Below are 12,728 nucleotides of genomic sequence, written 5' to 3'. Positions count from 1 at the left end.
GCGAATTCCTCTCCGGCGCCTGCGAGGTGAGCTGTCGGGTTCGGGCTGGAGATGCCCGGTCACGTGGAGACGCGACTAAACCCCAAGCCTGTTCCGGAGACCGGAACAGGCAGTTGTGCCTGTGGGTCCCCCGCTCCTGCCGTACACGGGTGAGTTTGCGCGGGATCCGGTCGGCGGCAGGATTCGGCGTCCGTCCGGATTGGTGGCGAACGTAAGCGAGGAAGACGCAAGGGAACAAGTAAGGGGTTCCGTCCGAATGCGTTCCTGTTGATCCCTTGTGGGAATTACCCGTCACCCTGCGTGAATTATCAGGCGTCGCCCGGCTCAAAACCCCTTGAAAAGCATGTTAATTACATGAACATGACGGGCGACGCACCGTCACGGATATGACGCTCCTCACGTGACACTGCTCCACCTTCCTTTACTCCAGAGCGAGTTGGAATTAAGGCGTGAATACGGACAGAAACCCTAGATGCGACGCAGACGGATAACCATCGCATCGAGGTCACCTCGCAAGCCGACACGAAGTCCGTGATGCCCCAGTACGGCACCTCGGTGAATTTCGCCCGTTTCAAGGCATTCATACGACGCTGCCGGGTCCAGGGCGCGCAGTCGCAGCGCCGGGACGGGCTCCCCGAAGCTCTGAGCCTGGAGCCAGGCGAGGACGACCGTCTCGTCCCCGAGCACGTACTGCACCGCGCTGAGTCCGCCCCGCGGAGCCCGCAGCCGGTAGAGGTCCCCACGCTGCACCAGGGGCCGGATCTCCTTGTAGAGAGTCACCCACTCCCGCGCCTCGGCGAGCTCCTCCTCGGTCCACCGGGCGAGGTCGCCACCGACCCCGAGCACCCCGGCCATGGCGCTCACGAACCGGAAGCGCAGGGAGCTGGCGCGGTGGTTGAGCATGGCGTTCGGACTGTCGGTGACCCAGGCGGCCATGGCCCGGGCCGGGTGGATCTGGGTGAAGCCGTGCTGGATGGTGAGCCGGTCGAGGGGGTCGGTGTTGTCCGAGGTCCACACCTGGTCCGTGCGCCCCAGCACGCCGAGGTCGATCCGTCCGCCGCCGCCCGAGCAGGACTCGAAGGCCACGCCCGGGTGGGCCGCGCGCAGCCGGTCCAGCAGGCCGTACAGGGCGAGCACGTGGTCGACCCACAGACGCTGCGGGTACGGCTCACCCGGCCAGCCGGCGTCGGTGAAGCAGCGGTTGAAGTCCCACTTCACATAGTCGATCGGGGCACTGGAGAGGAGGCCGTCGAGCTGCTCCCAGAGATACTCCTGGACGTCGCCGCGCGCGAGGTTCAGAACGAGCTGATTGCGGAACTCCGTCCGCTTTCGTCCCGTTTGATGCTGAACCCATTCCGGGTGGGCCCTATACAACTCGCTGTCCGGATTGACCATTTCCGGTTCGACCCAGATGCCGAACTGCATGCCGAGCGCGTGCACGTACTCGGCGAGCGGCTTGAGGCCGGACGGGAAGCGGTCGGGGTTGGGCGTCCAGTCGCCGAGCCCGGCGCGGTCACTGGTGCGCGTCCCGAACCACCCGTCGTCGACGACGAACAGTTCGACGCCGATGGCCGCGGCCCGCCGCGCGAGCACACTCTGCTGCTCCTCGGAGATGTCGAACTCCGTCGCCTCCCAGGAGTTGAACAGCACGGGCCGGTCCTGGTCGGCGTCCGGGATCACGTACGCGCGCTGGTACGCGTGCCAGGCGCGGCTGGCCCCGCCGAAGCCGCCGTCGCTCCACAGGCCGGCGAAGACGGGCGTGGTGAAGGACTCCCCCGCCGCCAGCCGCAGCAGGCCCGAGTCGTCGTATCCGGCACCACCCGTGATCTGCACGCGCGCGTCCGGGAGTTGGGCGACGGCGATGCGCCAGGACCCGGACCAGCCGAGGGCGCAGCCGTAGACCTCGCCGTGTTCCTCGGTGGCGTCCGTGTCGAGCGCGACCCATGGCAGGTGCTGGTGCCCGGTGTGTCCGCGGCGGCTGCCGATGACCTTCTCACCGTAGGCGAGGGGGGAGCGCGCCAGCCGGGACTCGGCGCCCCAGCGGCCGTGCAGCTGGGACAGCCGCCAGTCCTCCCGGTCGGGCAGCGTCCAGGTGGCCGAGTCGGCGCGCAGCAGCTCCAGGACGGGCCCCTGGTTGTCCAGGGTGACCCAGCGCTCCACGACGTCCCCGCGCATCCGGTAGTGCAGGGTGACGGTCAGCCCGTCGTCACAGAACCGCAACCGCAGCTCGTCGCCCTCGGCCTCGTACCGCTCGAAACCCCACTCGGTGCCGCGCCGCTCCTCGGTGCGCACGGACAGGGCGGGCCGGACGAAGCGAGGGCCGCCCTCGACCGGGTACTCCTCGCGTCCGTCGAGCGGGGACTCGAAGGGCCAGTACTCGGGCAGCGGGCGTACGGCGAGGGCCTCGGCGTCGGCGAGCGTGATCCGCGGCCCCCAGTGGAGATGCAGCAGCTCGTCGCCGTCGGCCAGATGAACGGCGTAACTGCTGGTGGGCCCGGAGAGGAGCCACGTACGGCCGTTGTCGGAGATCTCCAGCATCAAGCCCCCACAGAGACGAACAGGTGCGATCAAGCACCAACATCATCAAGGCTCGCGCGCTTCTGCGGCAACGCCTGTGGACAACTCATTGCCCCAGGAATCCATGTCGTATGGTCGAGAGCGCACCCCGTCGGCCGCATCATCGAGCCGCGCCGCCGGGGCCGACTGGGAGGAGCCCCCGTGACGCAGCAGATCCCGTCGACCGAGCCCGAACTGGCCGGAGTTCGCAATTTCCGCGATGTGGGCGGACTGCCGACCGTGGACGGACGGCGGGTGCGGTACGGGGTCCTGTTCCGCAGCGGCCACCTCGCGCACGCGACCGAGGACGACGCGACCTTCCTCGGCTCCCTCGGGCTGCACACGATCTTCGACTTCCGCAACGCGGCGGATCAGAAGCTCGAAGGGGCCGATGTCGCGCTGCCGGGCGTGCGCAATGTGAACCTGCCGCTGTCCGATCCCGCGGACGGCGCGGAGTTCTGGAAGATGGTCCGCGACGGCGACATCGAACAGCTGCGGGAGATACTGGCGGACGGCAAGGCCGCGGGCCGGATGATCGCCTCCTACCGCACGATCATCAAGGAGCGCACCGCCGAGCACTCCCACGTGCTGCACGCGCTCGGGGAGGACAGCGTCCCCGCCCTGATGCACTGCGCGGCCGGCAAGGACCGTGCCGGTCTGTCCATCGCCGTGACGCTGCTCGCCCTCGGTGTCGAGCGCGAGGCGATCACCGCCGACTACCTGGAGTCCAACGCCAAGCACCGCCGCTACAAGGTGCGCCGCAGCGGCAGCGACGCGTCGGCGTACTCACCCGAGGTCATGGAGCTGCTCAGCCCGCTGTTCGACGCCCGGGCCGAGTATCTGGCGGCGGCCTTCGAGACGATCGACGAGACATGGGGCGGCGTCGACACCTACCTGGAGCAGGGCCTGCGGGTCACCCCGGAGCTCCGGGAGCGACTGCGGGAGCGGCTGCTCGACTGACCTCGGACGCCGCCACGCGCCCGTGCCTACTTCGCGCCCACCTCGAACAGCAAGTAGATGAAGGCCGCGAAGACGTGCCCCACCGCGATGTAGATGATGAGCCGCACCCACAAGGCACGCGGGAACTTCTCCTCCAGGTTGCTCATGGCGCCTCTCCAGGGGTGGGGCCCAGGCACAGCGTGGCCGTGGGGCTCTGCAGCAGGGTGTGGACGAAGAGGAGCTCGACCCCGCCCGGGTCCTGGGCGGCGATGCGGTGCGGGGTGAGCGAATCGAAGTGCGCGCTGTCGCCGGGCCCGAGCCGGTGCGTGGTGTCCCCGAGACGCAGCCGCAGCCGTCCGTCGAGGACATGGAGCCACTCCTCCCCGGGGTGCACCCGCACGATGTCGCCCTGCGAGCCGTACGGCACATGGACGCGCAGGGCCTGCATCCCGCGCCCGGGGGCGCCGGCCTGCCAGTAGGTCCAGCCGCCGGCCGACGTCGGCTCCATGTCGGCCGCGCGCACCACGGCGTCCCGGTCGGCGACCGTCTCGCCGAGCAGCTCGGAGACCGTCGTACCGTAGATGCGCGCGAGCGCCAGCAGCATCGGCAGCGAGGGCTGGCGCTGCCCGGTCTCCAGTCGGGAGAGGTGCGCGGGCGACAGCCCTGCTGAGCGGGCCGCGGCCTCCAGGGTGAGGGAGGCGCGGCGGCGCAGCGCGCGGAGCTGGGGCGCGACGGCAGGCAGGACTCCGTCCGGCCCGGCCGCCGCCTCGGCACCGGGCCCGGCCTCGGGCCCACTCCCGGGCCCACCCTTGGGCCCGGGCTCGACATCGGGAGAGCTCATGCTCTCCATTCAGCCCGAGGGTTGCCTCTCCGGCAAATTTCTTGCCTCAGAGGCAAAGAACCCGGCTCGGACTCAGACCGTCTCTAGCGGTTGGCGACCGCCTGCTTGATCAACATCTTGCCGAAGTCCCACATCAGCCCGCCACCACTGTGCGCGTCGTCCATCACATCCGTGAAGGCGTCGACGAACCGGTCCACCTCCCGCTCGCCGATGATGAGCGGCGGGATCAGTTTGATCACCTCCAGGTGGTCGCCGGAGACCTGGGTGAGGATCCGGTGCCGGCGCAGCAGTGGTACGACGACCATCTGCGCGAACAGTCCCTTGCGCGCGGCCTGGAGCATGGTCCAGCGGCTCCGCAGCTTCAGCGAGTCGGGCCGGCCGAACTCGATGCCGACCATGAGACCCCGGCCACGCACGTCGGCGAGCAGCTCGTACTTGTCGGTCAGGGCCATGAGCCGGGACTTCAGCTGCTCCCCGGTCGCCCGCGCGTTCGCGACGATCTGCTCGTTCTCCATGACGGACAGCACGGCGAGCCCGGCCGCCATGGCCTGCGCGTTGGCCCCGAAGCTCGCCGAGTGGACCAGCACCCGGTCCATCGACGAGTAGACCTTCTTGAAGATCCACTCCTTGCCGAGCGTGGCGCCCACCGGCACATAGCCGCCGGAGAGCGCCTTGGCCACGCACACCAGGTCCGGCTCGACACCGTCCTCGTGCTGGTAGGCGTAGAAGTCGCCGGTACGGCCCAGCCCCGTCTGCACCTCGTCGACGATCAGCAGCGCCTTGTGCTTGTGCAACAGCTCCTGGGCGGCGCGCAGATAGCCCGGTGGAGACTCGTGCACCCCCTTGCCCTGGATCGGCTCGACGATCAGGGCGGCCACGTCACCCTTCTTCAACTCCCTTGCCAGGGCGTCGAGATCGCCGAGCGGTACGGCCGTGTCCGGGAGCAGCGGCGCGAAGCCGTCACGGAAGCCGGACTCGCCGTTGACGGACAGGGAACCGGTGGTCAGCCCGTGGAAGGCGTGGTCGCAGTAGAGGACCCTGGGCCTGCCGGTGGCGTACCGGGCGAATTTCAGCGCGCCCTCGACCGCCTCCGTGCCGCTGTTGCCGAAGAACACCCGGTCCAGGTGCGGGCTGTGCGCGAGCAGCTTCTCGGCCAGCAGGCCGGGCAGCGGCTGGCAGTCGAAGCGGGTGAGGTCGGCGAGCTGCGCGTCGAGTACGTCGTGCAACGCCTTGCGGACGACGGGGTGGTGGCGCCCCAGGCCCATCACCCCGAACCCGGCGAGCATGTCCAGGTAGTCGTCGCCGTCCGCGTCCCAGAAGTAGGCGCCCTCGGCCCGCTCGTAGACCTTGTCGAAGCCGATGGTGTGCAGCATGCGCGGGAGCTGGTGGTTCAGGTACTTGCCGTGCAGCTCGTAGCGCTCGGCTCCGCGCTCGGCGAGGAGTCTGCCGAGGTCGAACTCCGTGGTCATTCGGCTTTCTCCTTGACTGGCACGACGGTACGTCCGTCCTGGCCACCGCCGGTCTGCCCGGTGCCGGCCAGGCCGCCCTCGGCGTCCTTGAGAGCGAGGCTCGCGCTGATCCGTCCGGCGACCTCGACGGGCGTGAGCCCGATGTCGGCGAGCACCTCGCCCCGCTTGGCGTGCGCGAGGAACTGCTCCGGGATGCCGAACCGCCGCACGGGTACGTCGACATCGGCGTCGCCGAGCGCCAGTGCCACGGCGGCGCCGACTCCGGACGAGCGGCTGTTGTCCTCGACGACGGCCACCAACCGGTGCTGTGCGGCGAGGGGCGCGAGTGCGGGGTCGACGGGTTTCACCCACCGTGGGTCGACGACAGTGCAGCTGATGCCGCGTGCCTCCAGCAGCTCGGCCGCCTGGAGGCACACCGGAGCCATGACCCCGACGGCGACGAGGAGGACCTCCGGCTCACCCGCCCCCGGATGCAGTACGTCCAGCCCGCCCACCCGGTCGACGGCCGGGATCGACGGCCCGACCGACTCCTTCGGGAACCGCACCAGCGTCGGCGCGTCGTCGACGGCCACCGCCTCCCGCAGCTGCGCCCGCAGCTGGTCGGCGTCGCGCGGTGCGGCGATCCGCAGTCCCGGCACGACCTGGAGGATCGACATATCCCACATGCCGTTGTGGGAAGCCCCGTCGACGCCCGTGACACCGGCCCGGTCCAGCACGAACGTCACCCCGCACCGGTGCAGCGCGACGTCCATCAGCAGCTGGTCGAAGGCCCGGTTGAGGAAGGTGGCGTAGACGGCGACGACCGGATGCAGCCCGCCCGTCGCGAGCCCCGCCGCCGACACGGCCGCGTGCTGCTCGGCGATCCCGACGTCCCAGACCCGGCCGGGGAACCGCTCCGCGAACTTGCCGAGCCCGACCGGGTGCAGCATGGCCGCCGTGATCGCCACGACGTCCTCCCGCTCCTCACCGATCCGCACGATCTCCTCGCCGAACACCGAAGTCCAGGACGGCCCGTTGGACGGCGCGAGCGGCTCGCAGGTCAGCGGGTCCATCACGCCGACAGTGTGGAAGTGGTCCTCCTCGTGGGCGAGGGCGGGTTCATAGCCGCGCCCCTTCTCCGTGAGGCAGTGGATCAGCACCGGCCCGTGGAAGCGCTTGGCCCGCCGCAGCGCGGACTCGACGGCCCCGATGTCATGTCCGTCGATCGGGCCGACGTACTTCAGTCCCAGATCCTCGAACATGCCCTGCGGCGCGAAAGCGTCCTTGAACCCCTTCTTCGCGCCGTGCAGCGACTCGTAGATCGTGTTGCCCACGAGCGGGGTCCGCAGCAGTACGTCCTTGCCCCAGGCCAGCACCTTCTCGTAGCCGTCGGTCGTGCGCAGGGTCGCGAGGTGGTTGGCGAGCCCTCCGATGGTCGGGGCGTACGACCGTTCGTTGTCGTTGACGACGATGATCAGCGGCCGGTCCTTGGCCGCCGCGATGTTGTTCAGCGCCTCCCACGCCATACCGCCGGTCAGGGCCCCGTCGCCGATCACCGCGACGACATGGCCCTTCTCTCCTTGCACCGCACGGGCCTTGGCGAGCCCGTCGGCCCAGCCGAGCGCGGTGGAGGCGTGGCTGTTCTCGACGATGTCGTGCTCGGACTCCTCGCGCGAGGGATAGCCGGACAGGCCGCCCTTGCCGCGCAGCTTCGAGAAGTCCTGACGTCCCGTCAGAAGCTTGTGCACGTAGCTCTGGTGACCGGTGTCCCAGACGATGCGGTCGACCGGCGACTCGAAGACCCGGTGGAGCGCGATGGAGAGTTCCACCACCCCCAGATTGGGCCCGAGGTGTCCGCCGGTCCTGGCGACCGCGTGCACCAGGAACTCCCTGATCTCGTCGGACAGTTCACCGAGTTCCGCCTCGGACAGCGCCTTCAGGTCACGTGGTCCCCGGATGCTCTCCAGAATCGTCACGCTCGGGCCCCCTCTCGGTCCGTGCCTTGGTTCAGCTCACAGTCACTTCTGGTTTCCCCGTGACGGTGGGGGCGCCCGATGCGGCCCCGTCCTGCTCGTCCTGCTCCATCTGCTCGGCGATCTTCATCGCCTCCTCGATCAGGGTCTCCACGATCTTCGACTCGGGGACGGTCTTGATGACCTCGCCCTTCACGAAGATCTGGCCCTTGCCGTTGCCGGAGGCGACCCCCAGGTCCGCCTCCCGCGCCTCACCGGGGCCGTTCACCACACACCCCATTACGGCGACGCGCAACGGCACTTCCATGCCTTCGAGGCCCGCCGTGACCTCGTCTGCCAGCTTGTAGACGTCGACCTGCGCCCGCCCGCACGACGGACAGGAGACGATCTCCAGCCGCCGCTGCTTGAGGTTCAGCGACTCCAGGATCTGCAGGCCGACCTTGACCTCCTCGGCGGGCGGGGCACTCAGCGACACCCGGATCGTGTCGCCGATGCCCTGCGAGAGCAGCGCCCCGAAGGCGACGGCCGACTTGATCGTGCCCTGGAACGCGGGACCGGCCTCGGTCACCCCGAGGTGGAGCGGGTAGTCGCACTGGGCGGCCAGCTGCGTGTACGCCTCGATCATCACGACCGGGTCGTTGTGCTTGACCGAGATCTTGATGTCCCGGAAGTCGTGCTCCTCGAAGAGGGACGCCTCCCAGAGCGCCGACTCGACCAGGGCCTCCGGCGTCGCCTTGCCGTACTTCTGGAGCAGGCGCCGGTCGAGAGAGCCCGCGTTGACGCCGATGCGGATCGGCGTGCCGTGGTCCTTGGCGGCCCGCGCGATCTCCTTGACCTTGTCGTCGAACTGCTTGATGTTGCCGGGATTGACCCGTACGGCCGCACAGCCCGCCTCGATCGCCGCGAAGACGTACTTGGGCTGGAAGTGGATGTCCGCGATCACCGGGATCTGCGACTTGCGGGCGATGGTCGAGAGGGCGTCAGCGTCGTCCTGCGTCGGGCAGGCCACCCGCACGATCTGGCAGCCGGAGGCCGCAGGCCACCCGCACGATCTGGCAGCCGGAGGCCGTGAGCTCGGCGATCTGCTGGAGGGTGGCGCCGATGTCGGACGTACGGGTCGTCGTCATCGACTGCACCGACACGGGGGCACCGCCCCCGACCGCCACCGGGCCGACCTGGATCCGCCGCGACACACGCCGCTCGGCGACCGGCCGGAGGGGTACCTCGGGGACACCCAGGGAGATGGCGGTCACGGCGTCACTCCCGGTTCCCGGAGACCGTCTCGCGCATGGCGCGCAGCGACTCCTTGAGCGAGCCCATGGTGGCGAGGACGGCGGTGGGCTCGTAGCCGCAGTGCGCCATGCAGTTGGCGCAGCGCGGGTCCTTGCCGCGGCCGTACTTGTCCCAGTCGGTCTCCTCGATCAGCTCGCGGTACGTGGGGACGTACCCGTCGCTCATCAGGTAGCAGGGGCGCTGCCAGCCGAACAGCGAGTAGTTCGGGATGGCCCAGGCGGTGCACGGGAAGTCGACCTTGCCCTCGAGGAAGTCGAGGAACAGCGGCGAGTGGTTGAGCCGCCACTTCCTGCGGTTGCCGCCCGCGAAGGCCTTCTTGAACAGCTCGCGGGTCTGCTCGACGCCCAGGAAGTGCTCCTGGTCGGGGGCCTTCTCGTAGGCGTAGGCGGGCGAGATCATCATCTCGTCGACCTTGAGGTCGTCGTTGAGGAAGTTGAGCACCTCGATGATGGTCTGCGGGGTGTCGGTGTTGAAGAAGGTCGAGTTGGTGGTGACCCGGAAGCCGCGCCGCTTGGCCTCCTTGATCGCCTCCACCGCCTCGTCGAACACCCCCTCCTTCGCCACCGACTCGTCGTGGCGCTCGCGCAGGCCGTCGATGTGCACGGCGAAGGCGAAGTAGGGCGAGGGCGTGAACTTGTCCATCTTCTTGCGCAGCAGCATGGCGTTGGTGCACAGGAAGACGTACTTCCGCTTGGCCACCAACTGCCGCACGATCTCGTCGATCTGAGGGTGCATCAGGGGCTCGCCGCCGGCGATGGACACCATCGGCGCGCCTGATTCGAGAACCGCTCCCACAGCCTGGGCGACCGGCATGCGCTGCTTGAGTACGCCGGCCGGGTGCTGGATCTTGCCGCAGCCCTCGCATTTGAGGTTGCAGGCGAAAAGCGGTTCCAGCTCGACGATGAGCGGAAACTTGTCCCGCCGGCGGAGCTTCTGTTCGGCCAAGTAAGTAGCGACCTTGATGGACTGACGCAGCGGCATGGCCATCTGGCTCACCTCCTGGGGAGCAGCAAAGAACGGTGCCATTCATAGAATGCGGGTAGAACGACACGAAGGACGCGGAAGGCCGATATTCCACCGCGCAACGTGCCGATCCGGACGAGTTCATGTTCTGGAGCGTCCACGACCACCCGTACGGCCGCAACCGGGCGCTCACCCGCGCGCACGGCGCTCAGGAGCGTGGCCGCCGACTCCATGTCGACCGCGATCGCGCCGGTCGCGAGCAGATCGGACCTTTCCTGACCTCGGATGATGTGATCCGAGCCGATGAGCGGTCCGGTGTGGACGGTGCGGCCGGGGGCGGCGCGCACCAGCTCTTTGACGAGTAGGTCGGTCCCTACGCACGGAATGGTTCCACCCGGATCCCGGGTCTCCTCGGCGACGACCAGGTCACCGGGGTGCATGTCGGGGGCGAGCCCCGCGCAGAACCCCGTGGCGAGGACGGCGGCCCCGCTCAGGGCCGGATCGGCCAGCATCCGGGTGACGGAGCGTTCGGCCGCCCGGGGCCCCATGCCCGTACGGAGCACGGTGACGGGCCCGCCGGCGCCGCCGCGGTCGCTGGTGCGCAGGGCGAGCTGCTCGATGCCGAGCGCGCAGGCGATCAGCAGCGGGGCCGCGGCGGGCTGTGGGCTCATCAGCTCCCCTTGGCCTCGGCGAGCGACTTCCCGGGCGCCTCGTTCGTCCGTGGCTGCTCGGCGAAGGGCTCTCCGTGGACGTACCGGCCGAGCGCGGTGAGCGGGAAGACCTGACGGTAGAGGTGGTAGTTGATCGAGAAGTCCCAGGGGAAGCCGGTGCCGGTGAAGTACGGCTCGTCCCAGGAGCCGTCCTCGCGCTGGGCGGCCGCCAGCCACTCGATGCCGCGCTCGACGGCCTTGGAGTCCTTCTCCCCCGCGGCGAGCAGGGCCATCAGCGCCCACGCGGTCTGCGAGGCGGTCGAGGCGCCCTTGCCGCTCCACTCCTTGACGTACCTGTAGGAGCGCAGGTCCTCGCCCCAGCCGCCGTCGTCGTTCTGGACCGACTCCAGCCAGGTCACGGCGCGGCGGATCGCCGGGTGCGAGCCAGGGAAGCCGGCCGCCACCAGGGCGGGTACGACTGATCCGGTGCCGTAGACGTAGTTGACGCCCCAGCGCCCGAACCACGAGCCGTCCGGCTCCTGCTCGGCGAGCAGCCACTGGATGCCGCGCCGGGTGCGCGGGTCGTGGGCGAGCCCCTCGACGGCCAGCATCTCCACCACGTGCGCGGTGACGTCGGCGGACGGCGGGTCGATGACCTCGCCGAAGTCGCAGAACGGCAGGCGGTTCGGGAAGGGGCTGGTGTTGTCGACGTCGAAGGCGCCCCACGCCCCGTTCCTCGACTGCATCCCGAGGTTCCAGCGCACCCCGCGTCCGATGGCCTTCTCGACCCGCTCCGGGTCGTGGTGCTTCACCCGGCGCAGCGCGAGGACCACCTCGGCGGTGTCGTCGATGTCGGGGTAGTTGTCGTTGTGGAACTCGAACGCCCAGCCGCCCGGCGGAAGTTGGGGTCGCTTGACCGCCCAGTCGCCGGACCGGACGATCTCCTCGCCCAGCATCCAGTCCGCGGCCTTGACGAGCTGCGGATGGTCGGCGGGCACGCCCGCGTCCACGAGCGCGATGGTCGCCAGGCAGGTGTCCCAGACCGGCGACTGGCACGCCTCGATCATCCGGGCCCCGTCCTCGCGCCAGACGGCGAAGCGGTCCAGCGACGCCAACCCCTCGCGCATGACGGGGTGTTCGAGGTCGTAGCCGAGCAGGTGCAGGGCGATGATCGAGTACACCGCCGGGGGCTGGATGCCGCCCCAGCAGCCGTCGTTCTCCTGGCGCTCGATGATCCAGCGTGCGGCGCTGTTCATGGCGGCTCTGCGCAGTCCGCGCGGGGCGACCTTGCGCAGCTGGTGCAGCGCCTTGTCGAGCCGCTGGAAGGCGCCGTCCCAACTCGCCGTCGGCGCGAGGGGCTTGACCGGGTTGGGGTCGCTCGGGTCGGTGTGCAGTTCGTCGAGCGGGAAGGGCGCGGGCCGTACCGGCCGCTTCGCGGAGACGATCGTCAGCGGGACGATGGTCTGCCGGGCCCAGCACCCGAAGTCGTAGATGTTGAGCGGCATCCACTTGGGGAAGTAGATGAGCTCCGGCGGGAGTTCGGGCAGGTCCTCCCACTTCCACCAGCCGAACAGGGCCAGCCAGATCCGGGTGAACACCCGGGCGGCGGCGATGCCGCCCCGCTCACGGATCCAGGCCGACGCCTTCGCCATGTGCGCCGCGTCCGGCGCGTCGCCGGCCAGACGGAGCGCGACGTACGCCTCGATGGTGGCGGAGAGTTCGCCCGGACCGCCGTAGAAGGTGGCCCAGGCGCCGTCGTGGCGCTGCTCGCCGCGGATGAAGAGCGCGGCGGCCCGGGTGGTCTTCTCGTCGCGGATGCCCAGAAACTGACGGAGCAGCAGGTCCTCGGCGTCCATGGTGACGTTCGTCTCGAGGTCGCCCTTCCACCAGCCCCGGGCGTCCTGCCGGCTCAGCAGGAACTCGGTGGCGCGCTGGACCGCGCGCCGGGCGGCTTCGTGCACCCCGGCCGCCACGGGGGTCTCGCTGTCGGTGTCGCTGGCCGCGGCTGCCCGGGGCGGGAGAGCCCCGGTGCTTCCGTCGGTCGTCGCTGTCATGGCTTCCCCTT

At 69.6% G+C, this 12,728-nt stretch carries 9 protein-coding genes, 1 pseudogene and 1 riboswitch; of the genes and pseudogenes, 1 reads left to right on the top strand and 9 read right to left on the bottom strand.

Annotation, left to right across the window (positions count from 1 at the left end):
• Position 1: 1 nt before the first annotated feature.
• A riboswitch (cyclic di-AMP (ydaO/yuaA leader) is annotated at positions 2–170 on the bottom strand.
• A 298-nt stretch (positions 171–468) separates the two neighbouring features.
• Positions 469–2,538, bottom strand: coding sequence for an alpha-galactosidase (locus ADK36_RS06455; protein WP_053196674.1), 2,070 nt, complete (start codon positions 2,536–2,538; stop codon positions 469–471).
• A 180-nt stretch (positions 2,539–2,718) separates the two neighbouring features.
• On the opposite strand from ADK36_RS06455, the gene ADK36_RS06450 reads away from it, so the two are divergent.
• Positions 2,719–3,516: a tyrosine-protein phosphatase gene (locus tag ADK36_RS06450; RefSeq protein WP_048579906.1), complete on the top strand. Its 798-nt coding sequence runs from the start codon at positions 2,719–2,721 to the stop codon at positions 3,514–3,516.
• Positions 3,517–3,542: 26 nt separating this feature from the next.
• Here ADK36_RS06450 and ADK36_RS06445 read toward each other — a convergent pair whose 3' ends face one another.
• The 8 genes and pseudogenes from ADK36_RS06445 to shc form a co-directional block, all read right to left on the bottom strand.
• Complete coding sequence (locus ADK36_RS06445; RefSeq protein WP_048579905.1) at positions 3,543–3,662, bottom strand: DUF6126 family protein; 120 nt, start codon at positions 3,660–3,662, stop codon at positions 3,543–3,545.
• Positions 3,659–4,336, bottom strand: a complete 678-nt coding sequence (locus ADK36_RS06440) for a helix-turn-helix domain-containing protein (RefSeq protein WP_234329692.1) — start codon at positions 4,334–4,336, stop codon at positions 3,659–3,661. The genes ADK36_RS06445 and ADK36_RS06440 overlap by 4 nt, the downstream gene beginning before the upstream one ends.
• Before the next feature lie 83 nt (positions 4,337–4,419).
• Positions 4,420–5,805 carry an aspartate aminotransferase family protein gene (locus ADK36_RS06435; RefSeq protein WP_048579904.1) on the bottom strand — a complete coding sequence of 462 codons (1,386 nt, stop codon included), beginning with the start codon at positions 5,803–5,805 and terminating at the stop codon, positions 4,420–4,422.
• The gene (gene dxs / locus ADK36_RS06430) at positions 5,802–7,760 is read right to left on the bottom strand and encodes a 1-deoxy-D-xylulose-5-phosphate synthase (protein ID WP_053196672.1); all 1,959 of its coding nucleotides are present in this window, start codon (positions 7,758–7,760) and stop codon (positions 5,802–5,804) included. The genes ADK36_RS06435 and dxs overlap by 4 nt, the downstream gene beginning before the upstream one ends.
• A gap of 31 nt (positions 7,761–7,791) precedes the next feature.
• Positions 7,792–9,010: pseudogene (ispG, locus tag ADK36_RS06425) on the bottom strand (flavodoxin-dependent (E)-4-hydroxy-3-methylbut-2-enyl-diphosphate synthase).
• A gap of 4 nt (positions 9,011–9,014) precedes the next feature.
• The gene (hpnH, locus tag ADK36_RS06420; protein ID WP_048580874.1) at positions 9,015–10,037 is read right to left on the bottom strand and encodes an adenosyl-hopene transferase HpnH; all 1,023 of its coding nucleotides are present in this window, start codon (positions 10,035–10,037) and stop codon (positions 9,015–9,017) included.
• 5 nt (positions 10,038–10,042) lie between these two features.
• On the bottom strand, positions 10,043–10,684 hold the full coding sequence (locus ADK36_RS06415; protein WP_048580875.1) for a 1-hydroxy-2-methyl-2-butenyl 4-diphosphate reductase: 642 nt from the start codon (positions 10,682–10,684) through the stop codon (positions 10,043–10,045).
• Positions 10,684–12,717 (bottom strand): squalene--hopene cyclase, encoded by a 2,034-nt coding sequence (gene shc / locus ADK36_RS06410; protein WP_053196670.1) that lies wholly within the window; start codon positions 12,715–12,717, stop codon positions 10,684–10,686. The genes ADK36_RS06415 and shc overlap by 1 nt, the downstream gene beginning before the upstream one ends.
• Positions 12,718–12,728: the final 11 nt, after the last annotated feature.

This window comes from Streptomyces viridochromogenes, from assembly GCF_001270495.1.
GTDB classification, from domain to species: Bacteria; Actinomycetota; Actinomycetes; order Streptomycetales; family Streptomycetaceae; genus Streptomyces; species Streptomyces viridochromogenes_A.
This window is presented reverse-complemented; position numbering and strand designations above follow the sequence as displayed.

Bases quoted from the DNA above. Each gene is read 5' to 3' on its own strand.
- ADK36_RS06455 (WP_053196674.1), bottom strand. From the start codon at position 2,538: ATGCTGGAGATCTCCGACAACGGCCGTACGTGGCTCCTCTCCGGGCCC.
- ADK36_RS06445 (WP_048579905.1), bottom strand. From the start codon at position 3,662: ATGAGCAACCTGGAGGAGAAGTTCCCGCGTGCCTTGTGGGTGCGGCTC.
- ADK36_RS06440 (WP_234329692.1), bottom strand. From the start codon at position 4,336: ATGAGCTCTCCCGATGTCGAGCCCGGGCCCAAGGGTGGGCCCGGGAGT.
- ADK36_RS06435 (WP_048579904.1), bottom strand. From the start codon at position 5,805: ATGACCACGGAGTTCGACCTCGGCAGACTCCTCGCCGAGCGCGGAGCC.
- hpnH (WP_048580874.1), bottom strand. From the start codon at position 10,037: ATGGCCATGCCGCTGCGTCAGTCCATCAAGGTCGCTACTTACTTGGCC.
- ADK36_RS06415 (WP_048580875.1), bottom strand. From the start codon at position 10,684: ATGAGCCCACAGCCCGCCGCGGCCCCGCTGCTGATCGCCTGCGCGCTC.
- shc (WP_053196670.1), bottom strand. From the start codon at position 12,717: ATGACAGCGACGACCGACGGAAGCACCGGGGCTCTCCCGCCCCGGGCA.